The sequence below is a fragment of the Flagellimonas taeanensis genome, from assembly GCF_003584105.1.
In the GTDB taxonomy this organism is placed as follows: Bacteria; Bacteroidota; Bacteroidia; order Flavobacteriales; family Flavobacteriaceae; genus Flagellimonas; species Flagellimonas taeanensis.
This window is the reverse complement of the sequence record NZ_QXFO01000010.1, coordinates 1-20415: the sequence shown is the minus strand read 5'-3', so window position 1 is coordinate 20415 and position 20415 is coordinate 1. Positions and strand designations below refer to the sequence as shown.

23 protein-coding genes are annotated in these 20415 nt (G+C 44.3%); 6 read left to right on the top strand and 17 right to left on the bottom strand.

Annotated elements, in window-relative coordinates:
• The first annotated feature begins 30 nt into the window (after positions 1-30).
• Positions 31-1182, top strand: coding sequence for a histidine kinase (locus tag D2V93_RS04420; RefSeq protein ID WP_245978092.1), 1152 nt, complete (start codon positions 31-33; stop codon positions 1180-1182).
• Between the two features lie 27 nt (positions 1183-1209).
• On the opposite strand, the gene D2V93_RS04415 is transcribed toward D2V93_RS04420, so the two are convergent.
• Positions 1210-1947, bottom strand: a complete 738-nt coding sequence (locus D2V93_RS04415) for a lysophospholipid acyltransferase family protein (protein WP_119618560.1) — start codon at positions 1945-1947, stop codon at positions 1210-1212.
• A 162-nt stretch (positions 1948-2109) separates the two neighbouring features.
• On the opposite strand from D2V93_RS04415, the gene D2V93_RS04410 reads away from it, so the two are divergent.
• The 3 genes from D2V93_RS04410 to trpS all read left to right on the top strand — a co-directional run bounded on the left by D2V93_RS04410 (position 2110) and on the right by trpS (position 4954).
• Entirely contained in the window at positions 2110-3819 is a 1710-nt protein-coding gene (locus tag D2V93_RS04410; protein ID WP_182849939.1) for a sensor histidine kinase, read from the top strand.
• Positions 3795-3920: a hypothetical protein gene (locus D2V93_RS18880; protein ID WP_262696651.1), complete on the top strand. Its 126-nt coding sequence runs from the start codon at positions 3795-3797 to the stop codon at positions 3918-3920. Before D2V93_RS04410 ends, D2V93_RS18880 begins: the two co-directional genes overlap by 25 nt.
• Before the next feature lie 65 nt (positions 3921-3985).
• A complete protein-coding gene (gene trpS, locus D2V93_RS04405) occupies positions 3986-4954 on the top strand; it encodes a tryptophan--tRNA ligase (protein ID WP_119618558.1) in 969 nt (322 codons plus the stop codon).
• 592 nt (positions 4955-5546) lie between these two features.
• On the opposite strand, the gene D2V93_RS04400 is transcribed toward trpS, so the two are convergent.
• Positions 5547-5849, bottom strand: coding sequence for a GIY-YIG nuclease family protein (locus D2V93_RS04400; protein WP_119618557.1), 303 nt, complete (start codon positions 5847-5849; stop codon positions 5547-5549).
• Between the two features lie 187 nt (positions 5850-6036).
• Entirely contained in the window at positions 6037-7143 is a 1107-nt protein-coding gene (gene dprA, locus D2V93_RS04395) for a DNA-processing protein DprA (RefSeq protein WP_119618556.1), read from the bottom strand.
• Between the two features lie 105 nt (positions 7144-7248).
• On the opposite strand from dprA, the gene D2V93_RS04390 reads away from it, so the two are divergent.
• Positions 7249-8193: an HU domain-containing protein gene (locus tag D2V93_RS04390; protein WP_119618555.1), complete on the top strand. Its 945-nt coding sequence runs from the start codon at positions 7249-7251 to the stop codon at positions 8191-8193.
• A gap of 57 nt (positions 8194-8250) precedes the next feature.
• Entirely contained in the window at positions 8251-8766 is a 516-nt protein-coding gene (locus tag D2V93_RS04385; protein WP_119618554.1) for an acyl-CoA thioesterase, read from the top strand.
• Here D2V93_RS04385 and D2V93_RS04380 read toward each other — a convergent pair.
• The 14 genes from D2V93_RS04380 to D2V93_RS18605 form a co-directional block, all read right to left on the bottom strand.
• Entirely contained in the window at positions 8763-9329 is a 567-nt protein-coding gene (locus tag D2V93_RS04380) for a hypothetical protein (protein WP_147377360.1), read from the bottom strand. The genes D2V93_RS04385 and D2V93_RS04380 overlap by 4 nt on opposite strands.
• A gap of 34 nt (positions 9330-9363) precedes the next feature.
• Positions 9364-10095, bottom strand: a complete 732-nt coding sequence (locus D2V93_RS04375; protein WP_119618552.1) for a hypothetical protein — start codon at positions 10093-10095, stop codon at positions 9364-9366.
• Positions 10096-10161: 66 nt separating this feature from the next.
• Positions 10162-10998, bottom strand: coding sequence for an aldo/keto reductase (locus tag D2V93_RS04370; protein WP_119618551.1), 837 nt, complete (start codon positions 10996-10998; stop codon positions 10162-10164).
• Between the two features lie 3 nt (positions 10999-11001).
• Positions 11002-12228, bottom strand: coding sequence for a murein hydrolase activator EnvC family protein (locus D2V93_RS04365; RefSeq protein WP_119618550.1), 1227 nt, complete (start codon positions 12226-12228; stop codon positions 11002-11004).
• A 1-nt stretch (position 12229) separates the two neighbouring features.
• Entirely contained in the window at positions 12230-13009 is a 780-nt protein-coding gene (lolB1, locus tag D2V93_RS04360) for a lipoprotein insertase outer membrane protein LolB1 (RefSeq protein ID WP_119618549.1), read from the bottom strand.
• Positions 13009-13926, bottom strand: a complete 918-nt coding sequence (locus tag D2V93_RS04355; protein WP_119618548.1) for a tetratricopeptide repeat protein — start codon at positions 13924-13926, stop codon at positions 13009-13011. The genes lolB1 and D2V93_RS04355 overlap by 1 nt, the downstream gene beginning before the upstream one ends.
• Before the next feature lie 44 nt (positions 13927-13970).
• The gene (locus tag D2V93_RS04350; protein ID WP_072876627.1) at positions 13971-14987 is read right to left on the bottom strand and encodes a sugar phosphate nucleotidyltransferase; all 1017 of its coding nucleotides are present in this window, start codon (positions 14985-14987) and stop codon (positions 13971-13973) included.
• 81 nt (positions 14988-15068) lie between these two features.
• Positions 15069-15503 (bottom strand): dUTP diphosphatase, encoded by a 435-nt coding sequence (gene dut, locus D2V93_RS04345; RefSeq protein ID WP_119618547.1) that lies wholly within the window; start codon positions 15501-15503, stop codon positions 15069-15071.
• A complete protein-coding gene (locus D2V93_RS04340) occupies positions 15493-16962 on the bottom strand; it encodes a lipopolysaccharide biosynthesis protein (RefSeq protein ID WP_119618546.1) in 1470 nt (489 codons plus the stop codon). The genes dut and D2V93_RS04340 overlap by 11 nt, the downstream gene beginning before the upstream one ends.
• Before the next feature lie 370 nt (positions 16963-17332).
• On the bottom strand, positions 17333-17734 hold the full coding sequence (locus D2V93_RS04330; RefSeq protein ID WP_119618544.1) for a hypothetical protein: 402 nt from the start codon (positions 17732-17734) through the stop codon (positions 17333-17335).
• Between the two features lie 35 nt (positions 17735-17769).
• The gene (locus D2V93_RS04325) at positions 17770-18009 is read right to left on the bottom strand and encodes a hypothetical protein (protein ID WP_147377358.1); all 240 of its coding nucleotides are present in this window, start codon (positions 18007-18009) and stop codon (positions 17770-17772) included.
• Between the two features lie 32 nt (positions 18010-18041).
• A complete protein-coding gene (locus D2V93_RS04320) occupies positions 18042-18464 on the bottom strand; it encodes a hypothetical protein (protein ID WP_147377357.1) in 423 nt (140 codons plus the stop codon).
• 46 nt (positions 18465-18510) lie between these two features.
• The gene (locus tag D2V93_RS04315) at positions 18511-18945 is read right to left on the bottom strand and encodes a hypothetical protein (RefSeq protein WP_147377356.1); all 435 of its coding nucleotides are present in this window, start codon (positions 18943-18945) and stop codon (positions 18511-18513) included.
• An 11-nt stretch (positions 18946-18956) separates the two neighbouring features.
• Positions 18957-20415, bottom strand: a 1459-nt coding sequence (locus D2V93_RS18605) for a hypothetical protein (protein ID WP_220473618.1), incomplete at its 5' end; no start/stop codon positions are given.

Genomic DNA, 20415 nt, shown 5'->3' with positions numbered 1-20415 from the left:
CTTTGAGTACCAAATACTAACCTCCATATTGTGGAACACGATCGGTTTGAAGATGTTCTCATTTATTTTTCAAAATCGCTTTTGGGAAAAGAAGGCGAAGAGGATATTCTTTGGGATATGGCCAAGAACTGTATCTCCAAATTGGGGTTTGAAGATTGCATCATCTACCTTGTTGACAATAACAGTGACCGTTTGGTGCCAAAAGCGGCACATGGCCCAAAGAGCACTTTGAACATTTCAAACGGGCCCATGGAAATCCCCATGGGACAGGGCATATCCGGACATGTGGCCCAAACTTCCAGGGCAGAAATCGTAAACGACACCTCAAAAGACCCTCGGTACATCAAGGATGGCACCGCTAGACTTTCGGAAATCTGTGTGCCGATCACCTGTGACGGGGTACTTTATGGGGTTATCGACTGTGAACATCCCGAACCGGGTTTCTTTACCGAAAGACATCTTAAAATGCTTTCGGCAATCGCCTCCATATCCGCCATAAAAATCAAAAGTGTGCGGGACTGCAAGGCCTTGATGGAAGAGCGGGAGCGACTCATCCAGATAAAGGAAGAAATGGTTGAGCTCAAATTCAAGACCTTGAGTTCCCAACTCAATCCCCATTTTGTCTTCAATGCACTGAATTCCATCCAATACTTTGTCACTTCCGAGAAAAAGAAACTGGCCATGGAATATTTGTCCATGTTCAGCAAGCTCATCCGATTTTATTTGGGGCAATTGGGGCAGGAAAGTGTCAGTCTTAGAGAGGAAATAGATATGTTGCATTCCTATCTTAATCTGCAAAAACTCCGCTATGATGGCCTGTTCGATTATGATATTTCGGTCCAAGGGCACGCAAATAATCTGGAAGAGGCCACCATCCCTTCACTGGTGGTACAGACCCTTTTTGAGAACATCATTGAGAGTGCCATGTCCCATCAACAAAAGGGACAACATTTTGAGGTGCTGCTGAAAGTAACCGATGCCTCGGTCGTGCTGGATATTTTGCACAGTTCACAGAAGATGGAACCGGCCAACAATCTGTCAGGCTACAGGGAAGGCATCCTACAATGGCAGGACCAGATCAATCTCTTGAACACGGTAAAAGGCTATAACATTAAAAACTCAGTGGGCAATCCTTCGAATGGTAGACGAAAAATTACCTTGGAGCTTCCCAAGCTTTTATAGCCCCATCTTGCCCAACCCAACCATCGGTCAAGGTTTTAGCAGCTCTTTCAAAATAACTTCCCTCACTTCTTCCCTTAAGGTAGATGTGTCCTCCATGCTTAGAATACCCGTTTCAAAAAAGCGGTGCACCTTTGCCCTTACCTGTCCAGGGCCACCATGATTCAAGGTGAAGGGAAACCTTTTTTTGTTGTCATGGAACGTCATGGGGACCACTGGGATCTTATGGGCAATTGCCATTTTGAAGGCACCATCCTTGAAGCCGTCCAGAACAATCTCCTCCTCCGGCACCCCCCCTTCTGGAAATATACAGATACTCAGGCCTTGGTCCAACCTTCGTTGTGCCCGACGGTAGACCCTGGTTCGACTGCGTATGTCCTCCCTGTCCACCATGATGCAGACCCTTTTGTAGAAAAACCCGAAAATGGGAATCTTTACCAGTTCCTTCTTGCCCACAAACACAAAAGGATTTCTGCTCACTACCAACATCAACATGATGTCCAACATACTGGCATGGTTGGCCACCAACATATAGCTTTCGCCCCTTTCCATCTGCTGTTCCCTGGTTATCTTCGGGAGACATCCCATGCCGAACAAAATAGGCCTGGCCCATAAGTTACGTGCCATCCAGAAGAATTGGGGATAGGTTCGTTCCGACAGTGTTGCCAACAGCAAAAAGGGGAAGAAGAGGAAGATGGGAACGGCCACCAGCAGATAAAACCATATGCGATAAAGGAACTGCCCCATGTGTTTGATCGTACTAAGCATACGCTAATGTAAAGTTTTTCGGACTTTCAATTCATGGGCACTCGCAATATCCAAACCTTTTTCGTTGAGTTGATGTGTATCTCGAAAATATTTGGGAAATTGTATTGGCAATTCCGCATTCTTAGGTTCATTGTGAAAAGGAACGTTTTAAAAAGATCGTTGTTGATCATTGGTCTTTGCCTAGTGGTTAAGGGAATGGCCCAAAATGGGCCACATATCCCTTTTAAGGTGTTAAAAAGCGAGAGCGACTCCACTGCGTTCGGTCAAGTTATCAAAAGTGGAGTGTTTAAGTCCCTTGGCCCTTCGGAAGAAACCAACCATAGATCCACTTATTGGGTACAGTTGGATTTCAAGGACAAAGTTTCGTCCCTGTACAAAGATTCCACCTTCTATCTAAAGTTCAATTCCTTTGACTTTGGGGAACTTTATTTCTGGGACAAGGACCACGTTTCAAAACGCGCTATCGGTCTTTTTGATCATCGGACCCAAGGAACAGAAATACCCTTGACGAACTACTATTCTGAAACCCCAATCAGCCCAGATAATTTAATTGACCACAGGTACCTCTATATAAGGGCCAAACGGATCACCTTCTCGGAAAGGCTCCAAAATTGGAATTTTACGCTTTTGACATCTTCCTCCGTAAAAAAATTAGACCTGGATGACCTGAAGAGCTTATGGCCGTACTATGCCTTTGCAGGGGGCTGCCTGATCATTTGGCTTTCCACAATCAGTTTTTACTTCTACCTGAGAAAGCTTGAGTTCCTGTTTTATTCCATCTATATCCTGATTCTTTTCTTTTATGTTTCTGGGGATATCCTGAGCTTGTACGATCATATTTTTAGTGGAAACCGCTTGTTGCACCACTGGTTTTCCCAAGGCTCCCTATTGTTGGCCAATTTTGCCTACGGTATGTTTTTCATCTACTACCTGCGTACCAAAAAGGACTATCCCAAGGTCCACTCTTTGATGTATGTGATAATGGCATCGATTTTTTTGCCCATTGTGGTCATCGTTATCTTTTATTTCATGGATTACATGGCGGGTCTGAACTATATGATCTCAAGTTTTACGCATGTCATCTTAAGCCTTTCCACACTCGGTCTCATTTATCTTGGGTTCAACGCAAAAAATGTCCTGGCCTATTTTGTGATTGCCGCATCGTTCAGTTTTATAATCTCCTATGTATTGCATATCTATTTTGCCGATCCCGAGGATGGCCTGCTGCTCAACAGTAGGTATTACTTGTTGATCGGATGCTCGTTTGAAATCATCATCTTCACCATTGGTCTCAACTATAAGGTGCATCTGGAATTTAGGGAGAATATCTTGCTCCAACAGAAGGCTCTCGATGAAAAAAACAAGGCGCTCAGGGCACAGATAAATCCCCATTTTATTTTCAATGCCCTTAGTTCCATACAAAATCTCATCATTAAAAATGATATTAGATCATCCCTTAGATACCTTTCCAGGTTCAGCCATTTGACGCGCAATATTCTGGAAGGATCCATTGAACCCAACGCCACCATTGATGCAGAGATAGAGATGCTCAAGGATTATTTGGAATTGGAATCCCTCCGTTTTGATAAAAACTTCTCGTATGAAATACTTGTGGATGAAGATCTGGATACCAGTTCAATTGAAATTCCATACATGACCCTGCAACCATTTGTTGAAAACTCAATAATCCATGGGTTGTTGCCGAAAAATGAGGGGGAAAGAAAATTGACCATCAGTTTTAAAAAGCATGGCGAAATCCTTTTGTGCATTGTGGATGATAACGGCATAGGCCGGAAAGCGTCACAAGAAAAAAGCAAAAATTCGTTGCGGAAAAAAGGTCAAGAGGGATGGAAGTCACCTCCCTACGCCTAAATGCCTTGGGCGGGAAGGCCAAGGGCTACCAGATCATTGACAAGACGGACCAAAATGGAGAGCCCACCGGAACAACGGTAATAATCGAACTTTGTTTGTGAACCTTCATGGCTCCCTAGGTTGATTAAGTTCAATATTCTGTTAACTTTGTCCTCTTTATACTTTTATGGCCCGAATCCTCACAGGAATACAAAGCACAGGCACGCCCCACTTGGGAAATATTTTGGGGGCGATAGCACCTGCCATTGAAATGGCAAAGGATCCCAAAAACGACTCCTTTCTTTTCATTGCAGACATGCACTCGCTCACCCAGATAAAAGATGGAGCGCTCTTGCGAAACAACACCTACGCCATTGCCGCCGCTTGGTTGGCCTTTGGCCTCGATATCGAAAAGACTGTTTTTTATAGGCAGAGCGACATTCCACAAACTGCTGAGCTGGCTTGGTACCTGAGCTGCTTTTTTCCCTACCAGAGGTTGACCTTGGCCCATTCCTTCAAGGACAAGGCCGATCGTTTGGAAGATGTGAATGCAGGACTGTTCACCTACCCCATGCTGATGGCCGCCGATATATTGCTATACGATGCCGATATTGTTCCCGTGGGCAAGGACCAGCTCCAACACTTGGAAATGACCCGCGATGTCGCTTCGCGCTTCCACGCCCAAATGGGTGAGACCTTTGTGATGCCCGAGGCCAGGGTGCATGAGCAGACCATGTATGTCCCTGGGACCGATGGCGAAAAAATGAGCAAGAGCCGTGGCAACCTCATCAACCTGTTCCAACCGGACAAACAGCTCCGCAAGCAGATCATGGGCATTGTGACCGATAGTACACCTATGGAAGAGCCGAAGGACCCTAGCAAGGACAACGTGTTTGCCCTCTACAAACTCTTGGCCCCTCCAGAACAAGTGGAAGAGATGAGTGCCAACTACTTGGCAGGAAATTACGGTTATGGCCATGCCAAGCAGGCCCTGTACGAGCTTATCCTACAAAAGTTTGAAGAGCCTCGCGAAAAATTTGAGTACTACATGAGCCATACCCAAGAAGTGGACGAAGCCCTTGTTATTGGTGCCGAAAAGGCCCGAAAAGTGGCGAATGCTGTTTTAGCAAGGGTACGCGAGAAATTGGGGTACTAAAAGCTTTACGTTCAGGAGTCAAGTTCAAGCGCAATCCCATTTTATGAATTTGTGAAATTTGTGTCATTCCGATACAATCCTTCTTTTGTTGGGGTGCTTCACTGTGTTCTGCCTGACATTGCGCCAAATGTTGAACCGTTTCAAGCCATTTTTGGACATTGGTCGGATCACATCCTTCATTTCCTTTGACAAAAAATGGGCGAGATGTTGAAAATTGTCTAGCTATTCCCCAAAGCCAAGATGAGCTGTGGTTCTTTTCCGTTCAACTACGGCCCAAAATAGATTGACTGTTCTGTGGTCTCCCTCTTCGATGAACGGTTGTTTTTTTTGAGATGCTTCACTTCGTTCAGCATGACAAGCAGTATTGTCCTAAGCATCATATCTCTTATTATTCCATGCTTTTTATCATTCTGAGGTAGGGCTTTGCGAAACCGAAGAATCTTTGGTCTTTTTTTGGGGATGCTTCACTTCGTTCAGCATGACAAGCAGTATTGTCCTAAGCATCATATCTCCTATTATTTCCGTGCTTTTTGTCATTCTGAGGTGGAGCTTCGCGGAACCGAAGAATCTTTGACCTTAATCTTTTGACATGCTATCTAAAAAGAAACCCATCTTCCAAAAAATCCATGTCTGGGTTGAAAGTCTTTATCAATTGTAGCTTTTTTATTCTGACCCATCCTTTAATTTCTTTTTCACGAGAAATAGCGTCTTGTATCCAGGCATATTCTTCATAATAAACCAAGTGCTTGCACTTGTATTTTGCCGCGAATGTCCTCTTCCTTTGTTCTATATTTTCAATATGCTCTATCAGCCTTCTAGTCAAATCATTGGTAACGCCTGTGTACAGAACAGTTTTGTTTTTGTTTGTCAAGATGTAGACATAATATTTATTCATCTTACTATCTTTTGAGATGCTTCACTTCGTTCAGCATGACAAGTACAATTGTTCCAAACATGATATCTCCTATTATTCCCGCGTTTTTGTCATTCTGAGGTGGGGCTTTGCGAAACCGAAGAATCTTTGACCCCTTTTCCGAGATGCTTTGCTGAACTCAGCATGACATTGGACATTTTTTCAAAAATCAGATCGCCTCGAACAATTTACCGGGCAATGGTCGGATCACACCCTTCATTTCCATACCCAAAAGTGTGGACGAAGTTTTGAAAATGGGCAGATTGCACTCCAAGGCCACGGTATCCAGTAGCTGTTTCCCGTTCAACTGCAGGTAGGAGTAGATAGACTGTTCTGTTGCATCGAGCTCGATGAACAGCTGTTTCTGCACAGCTTCACCTTCCTTTTTTTCTTCCAAATCCCACCCCAAAAGATAGATCAGGTCGGCAGCGGAGGTGAGCATGTGGGCCTTTTGGCCCTTGATAAGGTCGTTGCAACCCCTGCTGAGCTTGTCCGTGCTTCTTCCAGGGACGGCAAACACCTCCCTGTTGTAACCGTTCGCCAGATCGGCCGTGACCAGACTGCCCCCTTTTTCCGCAGATTCCACCACAATCGTGGCCTCGCTCATTCCGGCAATAATGCGGTTCCTCCGTAAAAAATTCTCCCGATCAGGATTGCTCGTACTCCAGAACTCGGTCACAAAACCGCCGTTTTCCTCTAGCCTCCTTTGGTATTTCTTGTGGGCCTTTGGGTAGATTTGGTTCAGGCCGTGGGCGAGGCAGGCAATGGTCTGCAATCCCTTTTCCATGGCCGCCCGTTGCACCGCAATGTCCACACCATAGGCAAAGCCACTCACAATGATGGGGTTCATCGGCGCAATCTCTTCGATAAAGGCTTCGCAAAAGGAGGTGCCGTAATTGGTCACGTTCCTGGTGCCCACCACACTGATCAATCGTTGTTTCCCAAAATCGATATTCCCCCGCTGAAAAAGCAGGATAGGGCCATCCACACAATGTTTCAGGTAAGTAGGATAATCCTCTTCCATAAAATAGGACACCTTGATACTTTCATTGGAAAGAAAGGCATATTCGGATTCTGCTTCTTTGAGGTGCCCTGGGTCGTGAAGGGCCTTCAGGGTCAGCTTTCCAATACCATCGATCTTTAGGAGGTGGTGCAGTTTGTCCTCAAAAACTGCGGTTGGACTTCCGCAGTGCGCAATCAGTTTTTTGGCCGTTACATCCCCGATGTTGGGTATGGCCTGCAGCCGTAGGGCCGCAATAATTTCAGGTTCAGTCATTTGATTTGGGCGTCAAAGTTGTTCACAAAATACGGTTTTTCAAATGTTGAAAAAAAGTGGGGCCGCCTGTTTTGTACTCTTTCTTTTTTTACAATATTTGTTCCCATGCGGATTGATGCTTACATAGAAAAATTGTTGTTCGAGTATAATTGTGTCGTGGTTCCCGGATTTGGGGCCTTTTTGGCGCACAGCACTTCCGCCAAAATCGATGCTTCCACAAGCACTTTGATTCCTCCTTCCAAAACCCTTTCCTTTAATGCCCAACTTTCCAAAAATGATGGCCTATTGGTCTCCTTCATTGCCAAGGAAAAAAAATTGGGCTATGAGGAAATGTTGGGAGAAGTTGAAGAAGTGGCCAAAAGTTGGAACACAAAACTGGAAAAAGGGGAGAGCATTGAGGTTTTTGGTGTCGGAAAGCTTTGGCACAACAAGGAACGGAAAATCCAGTTCCAACCTGAGAACACGACCAACTTCCTGACTTCTTCCTTTGGCCTGTCCGCATTTGTGGCAACCCCCATACAGCGGGAAGTACTCAAAGTAGAGGTAGAAGAACTCGAGGAACGAATCCCGTTCATCATCACCCCGGAAAAACGCGAGGCGTCACCGTTCCGTCCTTGGTTGAAATATGCTGCCGTCCTATTGTTGGCTGTTTCCCTAGGGGTCACCTCTTACCGCACCTATGGTGATTTCCAACAAAGGGAAGTTGCTGCGCAACAGGATGCCCAGCAAGAGGTTTCCCGTTTGATCCAAGAGGCCACATTCTTTGAAAGTGCCCCTTTGGAACTTCCTGCTATCAACATTGAGGTCACCAAAAGGCAGTTGGGCAAGCACCATGTGATCGCTGGTGCCTTCCGCGAGGCCGGAAATGCCGAAAAAAGGGTGGATGAGCTCAAAGAAAAGGGATACAACGCCTTCTATTTGGGCGAAAATCGATATGGGCTTCACCAAGTCGCCTATGACAGTTTCGAAGACCCCAAAGAGGCATTGACCTTTTTGAAGAAGGTAAAGGCCACGGAATCAAAGGATGCCTGGTTGCTTTCGGAGAAATAACCCCCCTTTCTTTAAAACCATTCCACACTTCAATATCTTTGCGCAAAATATACAGGTATGCGCGTTAAAACCCCAAGTGAATCACGCACCGTGATGACCGATTTGGTATTGCCCAGTGAAACCAATCCCCTGAACAATCTTTTTGGCGGGGAGCTCTTGGCCCGTATGGACAGGGCGGCCAGTATTGCAGCCCGTCGACATAGCCGTAGGATTACGGTGACCGCTTCGGTGAACCATGTGGCCTTTAACCGGGCCGTGCCCCTGGGCAGTGTAGTGACCGTGGAGGCAGCGGTTTCCAGGGCTTTTACCACTTCCATGGAAATCTTTATCGATGTGTGGATCGAAGATCGTTTTACCGGCGAGCGTACCAAGGCCAATGAGGCCATTTATACCTTTGTGGCTGTAGATGATACAGGAAAACCTACCGAAGTTCCTCCTTTGGAGCCAGAGACCGACTTGGAGAAAGAGCGTTATGCCGCCGCCTTGAGAAGAAAACAGTTGAGTCTGGTGCTGGCAGGGAAATTGAAGCCTGCGGATGCCACAGAACTGAAGGCGTTGTTCTTGAAAGATTAAAAAGTATATAATTTGATCCCTATGGAAGGGGCGAAAATTTGGGTGTTCCTGAAAAAAGTTTCCAATTCAGGTGCAGTATCAATGTTCAAAAAATCCCAATACTGATCCAGTTTTAAGAACACTCCCAGTGCATTGCTGAATCTATAGCAAAAGGTAAGGTTTGCTACAACGGAAAAACCATCATCCATAAACTTTGTAGTACTTTGTTTGTGCCTATATTGGGCATATCCCGCCCCAAAACCCGTTCGTAAGGAAACTTGTTTGTCGTTCCCTAGAATTGAATAGGCGACTACTGCGTGAACATGCGTTATTCTGGTTCTATCAATGGCCCCTACCTTGTCCACATCAACCACATTTCCTTTAAATTGGCCCCATTGAGCACCAATAAGCCATCTTGGGGCAATTAAAATCATGCCATCCACATTAATTCCATTTCCAATATCATATCCTTGGGCAAGGAAATTATCCCCATAAGCTTTTGGCAACACATAGCCCATCCCAAGCTCTCCAAATACATCATAATCTATTTCTTTTTTCCCTGCTTGGGCTGATAGGAAAACCAAGTTGGCGAATAACGATATGAATAAAACACCTATTTTAAAACTCAAATTTGTATCCATTGGTTTCCAAGTTATAAGGTATTTTGATGTTCTCTTCCCTAAGGATTCCATTATTGGTCAAGGAATAATAAAATTGAATGGAATCCCCTTTTGGCATTTTTAGTGATATCGCTCTTTCAACATCCATAGGAACTAGTTCGCCCCAACTTTCCATTTCCCAATTCTTGCCTTCCACAAAACTTAGATCGACATTGATTTCCTTGATTGAAGAATTATACTGCAAAAGGTACACAAGGGTATCCTGTATATTTGTTGTTCTCCGAATCTCAAATGTGGTGTCCTCTATCCTTCCAATCCCAACTGTAGGAATCTCGTATCTTGATTCATTCAAAGGCAAGGTTTTTATTCCTTTCACGGCCAGAGTGGGCCAACCCTCAACATAACCCTCCCTTTCTTTTCTATTGATTATCAAACAAATATGATTCTGGTTTTCAGGAGAAATGGTAATGACCCCATAATTTCCTTCTGGCGTTGAACTAGATGCTCCTATCAAATCAACATCTTCTTGGGTAGGTGTAAAACCTGGGAGAAATAGGATTGACTTTATAAACTCCCCGGAAGCATAGACCTCAACAGGAAAAGTAGGTAAGGATTCATTCTGGAAGGCCTTGACTTGACCATTAATCGAAAGACGTCTGTTATCTTCATAGGTCAACTCACATGAGGATATGATGAAAGCAAATAGGAGAAAAAAGCCGTTCTTGTTCATGCATCGAAGATACATTCCTATGCATTAGGCTGCTTTACTCCGGATTAAGTAATTGTTATGTGCTGGTTAAAAATCAAAATTATCGGGGTCGGGCCCAAACCGTTTGCCCCGGTCCAATTTATCCAAGGCTTGGATATCTTCTTCGGTCAACTCAAAGTCAAAAATATCGGCATTGGCAACGATCCGTTCCTTTTTGGATGATTTTGGGATGGTGACCACTCCTTTTTGAAGGTCCCATCGTAATACAACCTGTGCTATGGTCTTGTTGTATTTGGCCGCCATCTTCTTCATGATATCAAGGTCGAAGATATTTCCTTGCATCAGGGGGGACCATGCTTCGTACTGGATGCCCTTCACATTACAAAAATCGACAAGATCCTGTTGCACCAAATAAGGGTGGAACTCCATCTGGTTGACCATGGGAACGATTTCGACCGAGGTCAGCAAATCTTCCAAATGATGCTTCAAAAAGTTGCTCACCCCAATGGCTCGAACGCGCTTTTCTTTATACAGGCGTTCCAAAGCCTTCCAGGTATCCTTGGAGAGTTCCCCTTTGGGCCAATGGATCAAATACAGGTCCAGATAATCGGTCCCCAAACGCTTTAAACTGGCATCGAATGCCTTTAGGGTGGAATCGTAGCCTTGATCGGTGTTCCAGACCTTACTGACCAGGAAAACATCCTTGCGGTCCACTTTACTTTCCTTGATCCCTCTGCCAACGCCTTCTTCGTTATGGTAGATGGCGGCCGTATCAATGTGCCTATAGCCGTGGTTCAGTGCAGCCTGTACGGCATTGATGACTTCGCTCCCATCCTTGGATTGATATACCCCCAATCCAAAATAGGGCATGTGGACCCCATTGTGCAATTCAAAGGAGCCTTGTAAATCGGTAATCTTTTTCATGGGTTATAATTGATAGATCCAATCTTCCGGATTGAGGCGGCTGGAATCCTTATAAAGATAAAACTTCAATTTGGTAGTACCATCAAATCGGTCGGTATTTATATCTCCCAGAAGATCCTTGGCCACCACTTTGTCGCCTTTTTTCACATATAAAGTGGACAGGTTATAGTATGTGCTGATGTAGTTACCGTGTTTGATGGTGACCCCTTTGCTCCCGCCCGGAACAGAAATGATGGCAATCACTTCTCCTTCAAAAATGGCCCTGGCCTTGCTCCCTTTGTCGGTGGTTATGGTCACCCCATTGTTCTGGTGCTTTATGCCGGGGTAGAGCTTGTCCGCATAGACCCCGTATCCTTGGCTTTTGATGCCTTTTTCCACAGGCCAGATAAGCCTTCCTTTGTTGGACGAGAAATTGTCGGCCACCAATTTGGCCTCTGGGGTCAATGCAAAGGTGGTGCTGCTGGTAGATTTGCCGGAACTTTTGTTGGAACTTGCAATCGCACTCTTGATCAATCGCTCTATCTCTCGATCGATCTTGCGGGCTTCTTTTTGCTTTTCATTTATGGCGGTGGTGTATTTCGCCTCATTTTGTTTTACGCTCCTTAAAAGGCTGCGCTGTGCCTCCACTTCTTTCGAAAGTTCGTTCTTCGCTCTCGTGTTTTCGGCCAAGAGTTGTTCTTTTTCCTTACGCTGCACTACCAGGTCTTGGTTGAGCTTTGCCAACTCCTCTGTCTTTGTGATGATGTTTTCCCCCTGTTTTTTCCGATGCTTGGCATATTGCTGCATGTATTGAAGCCTTTTAAAGGCTTGATAAAAATTTTCTGCCGACAGAAGGAACATCACCCGATTGCTCTGGGATTTGTTCTGGTACGTCTTCTGGATGAGTTCCGCATAATCCTCTTTAAGTGCATCCAGATCTTCCCTAAGCTTACTAATGTTCCTGATGTTTACATTGATCTGTCTGTTCAACAAATTGGATTGCTGGTTAGTGACCCTGATCAGCTCTTGACGGACATTGATCTTGTTGTCCAAGGCCTCCATTTGATCCAATATGGTGCCCTTTTCCTTGCGTTCTGCAAAGAGCAACCTGTTGATTTCCTTAATTTCCTGCTGCAACCGCTCCCGCTTGGCCTCCAACGCCTTTTGTTCACTAGTTTGGCCAAATGACGGCGTCAATACAAAAAATGTAAGTATCAGATAATAAAAACAATATGAAGTTTTAACTTTCATATTACTTTAATGTAATTTTATCAAATCCATTGGGCACTTTATACGGAAAATTCATGGGTTTGTTCAGTTCAAGGTTCCGGAAACTCAAATCAATCGTGGTGAGATCACCTTTATCCTCTGCCAATATCCTAATGTCTTCCGGAAAAGCATTTCCTAAAATATCCTGATAAGTATATTTTGCTTGTAGCTGTCTGGATTTTTCGGGTTGAGCAATTTGCTGGGTCGCAATTTTAAAGTTCTTGGGCTCCAATTGGAACAGGATCTTAAATAGTTGTCCGACCTTTTTCGGTTTAAGTTGATAACCTTCTCCATAGATCTCCGAGTCGTATTTGTCCTTCCTCAAATCCAAAACGGCATTGCCCAGCAAAAGGTTCTGTACTTTTTCAAAATCCAGGTCCGTTCCCAAAAGTTGGCTTAAATAACTGAAATCGCCATCGAAATATTCGTTCTGCAATTTGTTGTAAAAAGACACTTTCTCGGGTGTGATATGGGCCTTCACTACCCCAAGGGGCGCACTGATCCATATCACCTTGTCCTTCTCCATTCTTAAGGTCACGTTCACGCCCTGCGATTCATCCCCATTGGAATAATCGATTTTTATGCGACCGCTCAGTGTCTTAAAATTAGGTTGGTTGGAATAATGGTTGTTGATGATGTTCCTTGCCGACAAACTTGGATCCACTTCCCCTCCAGTGACCGTCTTGGTACTCCTACATGCCCCTAGTGTTAGCAATAATAGGAACACTCCCACGATTTTTACTCCTGTATTCTTATGTAGCATTATAATCCAGAATTGATCTTGTTCAAATATTCATTGGCTTTTTGTGTATTGCCAATCTTGTTGTATGCTTTTGAAAGCTCCCTGTATAGGTTACTTTCCAACTGCCCATCGTCCAAAAGATAATCAAGGCCACTCTCCAAGACCTCAATGGCCTTGTTGGGATTCCCGGTATTGTTGAGTGCCGTTCCGTAGGCGAAATAAAAATAAGGCTGCAGGGGATAACTGTCCAGAGCCTCTTTTGAAACGGCGAGCATGCCCTTGTAATCTGACCGGGACAACAGTTCCTCAATTTGTGTGCGCAACGCGGTCACAGGGTCGCTCTTGTCCGTCACCTGCTTCTCTACAATGGGCGTTGTAGACTCTTGTATGTTTTTTTGAAGGGAATCATTGATTTTTCGGGCAAGTTCGGTGGTCAGTGGGGCATTGTCGATTTCCTTCAACATCGCAAGGGCTTCCTCATATTTTTTCATTTTGAAAAAGGAAACCGCCATGTTCTCCCTCAATTTTTTGTTCCCGTAAGGTATCTGTTCCTTGATGGTGGCCCAAGGACTGCCCTGCTTGTCCAAAATGGTGAGCAGATTGTCCAGATACCAATAATCGGTGGGTTCGGACAATAAGGCCTCAATGGCATATTGTTGGGCCTGGATGTATTTCTTGTCCAGCAAATAGGCCTTGGCCAATTCATAGTCCACCACACTATTATCTGGCTCCAATTGTTTGCATTTGAGGAACAGGTCTATGGCCCGATCGTAGTTTTGGATGCCCTTTTGTTTGAGTCCCTCGAAGAAATTTTCCTGAAACTCATCGGTATATTCTTCTAGATAGACCTCGGCACTTTCTTGTTCTTGGGCATAGGTCGAATAGGACATCAGTGTAGATGTTCCCAAAACCATCCAAACAAGAAGTTTCTTTTTCATATTTACGTCCTAAGTCCCCATCAAACTAAAAATCTATTTCAAAATCATTCCAAAACGGAATAGTCCCCAATGCTAATGGACTCAAAATTACCATTAAAAACAACATGGTTACCGATCATGGCATTGTCCAGGTTGGCATTGTATATTTTGCTGTCACTTTGGATAATGCTGTTCTTTATGGTAGCGTTTTCCAATATCGTATTGGCCCCGACCGACACATAGGGCCCTACTGTTGTGTTTTTCAGCACCACGTTCTCCCCGATAAAACAGGGCTCGATGATGTTGGCGTTTTCCTGTTTCACTGAACTGGCAATCATATGTTCGCCCTCCTTTTCCAAGAATCCAAGCATCCGCTGGTTGGTTTCCACAGTAACATTCTTGTTGCCACAGTCCATCCATTCGTCCACTTTACCGGGAACAAATTTCATGCCTTTTTCCATCATGCGCTTGATACCGTCGTTGATCTGGTATTCCCCGCCATTGGTAATGTCATTGTCCAGTACATGTTGGAGCTCATTTTTGAGGACTTCCACATCCTTAAAATAGTAAATACCAATTACGGCAAGGTCGGAAATAAACTCTTTCGGTTTTTCCACCAGCTCCACAATGTGATGGTCACTGTTCAACTTGACCACTCCGTAGGCTTCGGGTTGATCTACTTGCTTTACCCATATTACACTGTCCGCGGACTTGTCGAGGTCAAAGTCGGCACGAATCAACGTATCGGCGTAAGCAATTACGGCAGGACCGCTCAACGATTCCTTGGCACTCATAATGGCATGCCCGGTACCCAAAGGTTGGTCCTGACGATATATGGAGCCTTTGGCTCCCAGTTCCTTGGCCAGTTTCATGAGACTCTCCACCACATCCTCCCCAAAAAAGGCGGGGTCGCCCAAAATAAAGGCCACTTCCTCAATGGGTTCGCCCAAAACCTTGGCAATGTCGCTTACCAATCGGTGGACAATGGGTTTGCCCGCCACTGGAATGAGCGGTTTTGGGACAGTTAGTGTGTGTGGTCTCAAACGGGAACCTCTTCCCGCCATGGGTACGATTATTTTCATAGAAATGCCCGCGGAAGCGGTATCTTTAATGGTTATTCTTTATAAAAAGGGTCTCGACTGCGCTCGACCTGACATTCTTCTCTACTTTATACCAGTACTCCCAAATCCTCCGGCGCCTCTATCGGTTTCCGAAAGTGTTTCCACTTCGACCCATTCTGCCCTTTCATGCTTGGCAATGACTATTTGGGCCACGCGTTCGCCATTTTCCACAATAAAATCCTCATTGGAAAGATTGACCAAGATCACTCCGACCTCTCCCCTGTAATCGGCATCAATGGTACCGGGTGCATTGAGTACGGTGACCCCTTTCTTGGCGGCAAGGCCGCTACGGGGTCTCACTTGGGCCTCATAGCCCACAGGAAGCTCCATAAAAATCCCCGTGGGCACAATCGTCCGTCCTAAGGGTTTCAGCACAACAGGGGCCTCCAAATTGGCCCTGAGGTCCATTCCTGCCGATGCCAAGGTTTCGTAATGGGGCAATGCGTGCCCTGACTTATTAATGATCTTAATTTCCACGCTTTAAAAAAATGCTTTTTAAATGATCTCCTTCCATTTTATACACTAACCCCAAAAATAGCAAAAACAGTATGCTGCCCGCTATTAAATTTCTATTAAAAACATAGAAAGAAAGTACTGAAAACACAATGGAAACCGAAAGATAGAACACGATTTTCCGCATATTGTAGGGGACTGGGTAATATTTTTTCCCAAAATAATAGGACAGCAGCATCATACTGCCATAGGCCGCCAAAGTGGCCAGTGCAGAGGCCATGTATCCTATTTTGGGTATGAACGCAATGTTGATGACCAGGGTAATGAGCGCCCCAATGGATGAAATATAGGCCCCGAACCTGGTCTGGTCGGTCACCTTGTACCACACGGAGAGGTTATGGTAAATCCCCAAGCAGAAACTCCCCAACAGGATAATGGGCACCACATCCAAAGCTTCCCAATATACCGGATTGTTCAACAGCAGTTTGCCCAAGGGACCGATGAAAGCAATGACTCCCAGAAGAATAATGCTCCCCAACACCACAAAATAATTGGTGACCTGGGCATAGGTGCGCTGTGGTTTATCTGTCTTGGCATGGCTAAAGAAAAAAGGTTCCACTCCCATTCGGAACGCAGTCCCGAACAAGGTCATGAACAGGGCCAATTTATAACAGGCCCCATATTTTCCCACTTCGGACTCCGCTATCCCCTGCGGCAATATTTCGGTGAGCAAAATCTTGTCCAGTACCTCGTTTATAGTAAAGGCAACACCAGCTATCATTACCGGCCCGGCATATTTCATCATCTGCTTCCACAATGGCAAGTCGAAAATATATTTGCCCCTAAAATAGTTGGGCAGCAATATCAACAAGGTAAAGCCACTCGCGATCACATTGGAAATCAACACATAGTGAATCTCCCAATCTGTCCTATACATGGAGGTGAAGAGCCCCGTTTGATCTTCCATGGCGAGTTTGGGCAACCATAGCAAAAAGAACACATTAAATGCAAGGTTTATGGCCACGTTGACCGTCTTCAGTACCGCATATAGCATCGGTTTTTCATTGGCCCTGAGCAAAGCAAAGGGAACAATGACCAGAGCGTCCAACACCAGTATATAGGTAGTGAACTCAATATAATCCGCATTGATGTTGGTCATGTCCACCAGCCATTGTTTTACGGAAAGCGCTAAAATCAAAAAGGCCAAAGAAGTACCCAATAGGGATATCAACGAAGTGGAAACGACCTTCCCCTTGTCATCACTCTTATGATAAAAACGGAAAAAAGCGGTTTCCATGCCATAGGCCAAAAAAACATTGAAAATGGCGATCCAAGCGTAGATGTTGGTGTACTGCCCATAGCCTGCCGCATTTTCAAAAACAGCAGTGTACAGGGGAAGCAGGAAGAAAGAAATGACCCTCGGCATCACAGTGGCCAAGCCATAGATAAACGTCTGCTTAAAAAGCCTTTTTAACGGGTTCAATAGGTGCGTGTTCTTTAAAAACCTTGATTAGGTGCCACAAGTTACACAAAAGCCATTAGTCATAATGCCAAGAAAAACAAAAAGGCCACCGAGGGGTGGCCTAAAGCTGTTTTGCTGCTTTGTAATTCTGTTTATTTAGGTTCTAGCAAGCTATCTAGCCTATATTTTTATTTTGTATAAAATATATAAAGCCACTCCATAAAGCAAAACCGAAACAATCAGGACCTTTGGGTCTATTTTAAAAGATTTCCATTCCATTGCAGAGGTTGAGGTTTTCTCCACCCCGAGTATGTACATCACGACCAAAAATAGAATGGTCACAGTAATAAAATGAAGAGTTTTCATTTTTCTAAAAAATCATTTAAGGCCTTTAGTCATCAAGTCTATATATAGGCGTTACAGGGACAATAGAATTATAATTCCCTTTATCAATCAAAAAAAATCTGTATTGATCAAGATTTTTCAATGAGGTTCTCCTAAAAAAATCAGTTAGGGAATCAAGTGTTATCACATTCAGTTTTTCCATTTCTTGATTTGGATACAATTTCTCTTTAACTCCTTTATATCTCAGCTCAACAAATTCACCTTCATATAATTTTAATTCGATTACTCCTTGATGCTTGGTTTTAATTGTATTATCAATGCTTATATATACTTTTTTCTTTCCTTCAAAAAAATGCTCCAAATCAAATTGGTACATGAGAAAGACACACAAAGCAATAAATATGAAGAGTAAGGTTATCTTCCGATAGGGGTTTGCAAATTTTGTCATGCTTTTTGTTTGAAATGTCAATTATCTTACTGCGATCAATAAATTAAAGTAGCTTGATAATCAAATGGCCCGCCATCCGTCTTAAACAAATTGATGATGACAGAAAAGCTGCTTCTGTTTTCCCAGTTGGTTTTGATTTTTTTCAATCTGTACCCCCCTCCATTTGCGTAACTTGGTCTGATTTCTCCTGTAGATTTTAAGCTTGGACTTTTTACGCCACAAAATGTCAAGGTCAGGAATATCCCTGTGGCAAAAAGTATACTTCTTATTCTCATCTTGCTTCATTTTAACACCCAGCATTTTCCTTTTAGTTGTTCTTTTTGGGTATTACAATATCGGGAGCGCCTTCCGGGTGTAAGGGGGACAAATCATCTCTCATATAAAATTTTATCCTTATTGAGTCTCCGTTGTCAACCTTTAGCATAAGCTCCGTTGTTATTTTACTAGGATAAAGTGCATTGATTTGAAATTTTCCCGGGTTGACGGAGATTTTATTTTCATGTGCCAATTTTTCATTGAGTATGATGTTGTTCACATGGTAAAACACAAAAAGTTTTTCGTTTGAATCTTCAAAATCAAATGTTTGCAGTGTCAAATAGCACGAATTTGCATCCACTGATTTGTATACTTCAATTATATACTCTTTTTTATGTCCACCTTCTTGCCTTCTGGTGGGCAAACAACAGAGAAAAACAACAAATGCCAAAATAATTTCTTTAACACCCCACATTACTTCCTTTTTGTGTTCTTATTGGGGATTATAATATAAAATTGTATCATTCACAATTTATAATAGGTCTATCATCTTCAGCCAGAATAAAATCTATGACAATTGAATCATTACGGCTAAAAGAAATCGGTTCAGTTTCTATAACGAAATAACCAACGCTAATAATTTTAAATTGAGTAGGGATGTCTGATGTCTCTAGAGACAATGTTTTTTTATCACTATCAATAACGTATTCATTGCAACCATAAATTAAAGTAGCTTGATTATCAAATGGGCTGCCATCCGTCTCAAATAAATTGATGATGACGGAAAAGCCGCTCCTGTTTTCTCCGTTGGTTTTGAATTTCTTCAATCTGTACCCTCCTCCATTTGCGTAACTTGGTCTGATTTCTCCCGCAGATTTTAAGCTTGGACTTTTTACGCCACAAAATGCCAAGGTCAGGATTATCCCTGTAGCAAAAAGTATACTTTTTATTCTCATATTGCTTCATTTTAACACCCAGCTTTGGTGCCTTTTTGAGGTCTTGGAGTGTTCGTTAAGTTTTTTCCTGTAAGTTCTACTGAAATAACGTTAGATATCCTATTTTTAGTAAATGAGGATAAAGAATTAAATGTAGATGTGGACTGTAAACCTCCCCATGCCATATCTTCATAAAATTGACGACTTAATTTATATCCTTTTCTTATACCATATTCTTCTAATGATACGGCAATGTCATTCACAATACTTCTGGCAATTTCTTCATGATGTACTGCATTCCAATTTTTTAATCTTCCCCATTCTGCCACCATCTGAGGGTACGTGGCAATCCAATTTGGTCTGCTGATTGCAAATTCTGCTGCTAAATATGCATGTACTCCTTCATGCAGCATTGTTCGCGCCCAAGACAAATCAGTTGCTTGTTTCCAGGCTTGTGAATCAAAAGTAGTGGTTATTGTACCCGTTGAATGATTGTAATGGGCTGGCGGATCAGTTGATCCTGTAGCACCACTTAACCTTCCGTCCTTGACCTCCCAGTTGAACCCCGGTATATTGCCCGCAAATTTTTGTACAATATGGCCAACTCCTTTGTTGAGGGTCTTCAAATCGTTCAAAATGTTCTTAAGGCAGGGTTTCAACGCTGCATCATCGATTTTTTCTTCAAAATCCTCCTCATTAATGGGCAGCAGCGTCTCCTCCTCGGGGCAGTCCGCACTCTTGCCCGTCAACGCCCTTTTCCATGTGCCGTCCGTCCCAAAGTCGCCGAACCTGCCCTCGCCCACTTCCACGAAGGGCTCTCGCCCTCCCGAACCCCCGCCATTGTCCGGGGCATAGGTGTTCCAATATTGGTAGTCGCTCCCCGGGTCGTGGTCCGTGCCCCCGTTGGAGCTCCCGCCACTGTTGTTTCCCCCGCTGCCACCGTTCCCGTTCCCGTCAGCGATCGCCTCGTAGCAGGGCTCGGGGGTGCCGCCCGTCCTGCCCTCCTGCATGTTCTGCAGGCCAAAGGTCTCCAGATTGTACAGACCAATCTTTCCCCTGAACGGCTTTTCCTGTCTTGGCCCTGCCGCGTACTCGGGCCAGTAGTCCTCGTCCACTTCGTAGCGTAGCACAAAGGGCTCGTTCTGCACCCCATCGTGGGTCTGTTTGCCCACCACGTTGTAGAACACGTTGTGGGGCGTTCCGGGCACGTACATCCTCAGGGAGTAGGTCCTGTTCCCCACGGAGTCCGTCACGGCCAGTACACGGCTGCCGTCCAGCACAATGTCCCCACCTTCGCTTTTGGAGGCCCATCCCATTTTGGAGCCCCGCTTTTCTATGGCCCCAACAAGTTGGGGCAGTTCGTCAATGGTCAGGGATTCTAGCCTGACGTTCCTGTCGTCCGTTTCCTGGTTTGGTTCCGGATAGGTGGCTTCCTGTTTTTCACAGGCCATGAGCAGGGCCAGTAGCATTACCGGTAGTAGGTTTTTCAAT

Excerpts from the sequence above, each read along its gene's own strand:
- trpS (WP_119618558.1), top strand. The coding sequence starts at position 3,986 with ATGGCCCGAATCCTCACAGGAATACAAAGCACAGGCACGCCCCACTTG.
- D2V93_RS04415 (WP_119618560.1), bottom strand. The coding sequence starts at position 1,947 with ATGCTTAGTACGATCAAACACATGGGGCAGTTCCTTTATCGCATATGG.
- D2V93_RS04350 (WP_072876627.1), bottom strand. The coding sequence starts at position 14,987 with ATGAAAATAATCGTACCCATGGCGGGAAGAGGTTCCCGTTTGAGACCA.
- lolB1 (WP_119618549.1), bottom strand. The coding sequence starts at position 13,009 with ATGCTACATAAGAATACAGGAGTAAAAATCGTGGGAGTGTTCCTATTA.
- D2V93_RS18880 (WP_262696651.1), top strand. The coding sequence starts at position 3,795 with ATGGAAGTCACCTCCCTACGCCTAAATGCCTTGGGCGGGAAGGCCAAG.
- D2V93_RS04355 (WP_119618548.1), bottom strand. The coding sequence starts at position 13,926 with ATGAAAAAGAAACTTCTTGTTTGGATGGTTTTGGGAACATCTACACTG.
- D2V93_RS04330 (WP_119618544.1), bottom strand. The coding sequence starts at position 17,734 with ATGACAAAATTTGCAAACCCCTATCGGAAGATAACCTTACTCTTCATA.
- D2V93_RS04400 (WP_119618557.1), bottom strand. The coding sequence starts at position 5,849 with ATGAATAAATATTATGTCTACATCTTGACAAACAAAAACAAAACTGTT.
- D2V93_RS04390 (WP_119618555.1), top strand. The coding sequence starts at position 7,249 with ATGCGGATTGATGCTTACATAGAAAAATTGTTGTTCGAGTATAATTGT.
- D2V93_RS04325 (WP_147377358.1), bottom strand. The coding sequence starts at position 18,009 with ATGAGAATAAGAAGTATACTTTTTGCCACAGGGATATTCCTGACCTTG.
- dprA (WP_119618556.1), bottom strand. The coding sequence starts at position 7,143 with ATGACTGAACCTGAAATTATTGCGGCCCTACGGCTGCAGGCCATACCC.
- D2V93_RS04375 (WP_119618552.1), bottom strand. The coding sequence starts at position 10,095 with ATGAACAAGAACGGCTTTTTTCTCCTATTTGCTTTCATCATATCCTCA.
- D2V93_RS04365 (WP_119618550.1), bottom strand. The coding sequence starts at position 12,228 with ATGAAAGTTAAAACTTCATATTGTTTTTATTATCTGATACTTACATTT.
- D2V93_RS04315 (WP_147377356.1), bottom strand. The coding sequence starts at position 18,945 with ATGAGAATAAAAAGTATACTTTTTGCTACAGGGATAATCCTGACCTTG.
- D2V93_RS04370 (WP_119618551.1), bottom strand. The coding sequence starts at position 10,998 with ATGAAAAAGATTACCGATTTACAAGGCTCCTTTGAATTGCACAATGGG.
- D2V93_RS04385 (WP_119618554.1), top strand. The coding sequence starts at position 8,251 with ATGCGCGTTAAAACCCCAAGTGAATCACGCACCGTGATGACCGATTTG.
- D2V93_RS04320 (WP_147377357.1), bottom strand. The coding sequence starts at position 18,464 with ATGTGGGGTGTTAAAGAAATTATTTTGGCATTTGTTGTTTTTCTCTGT.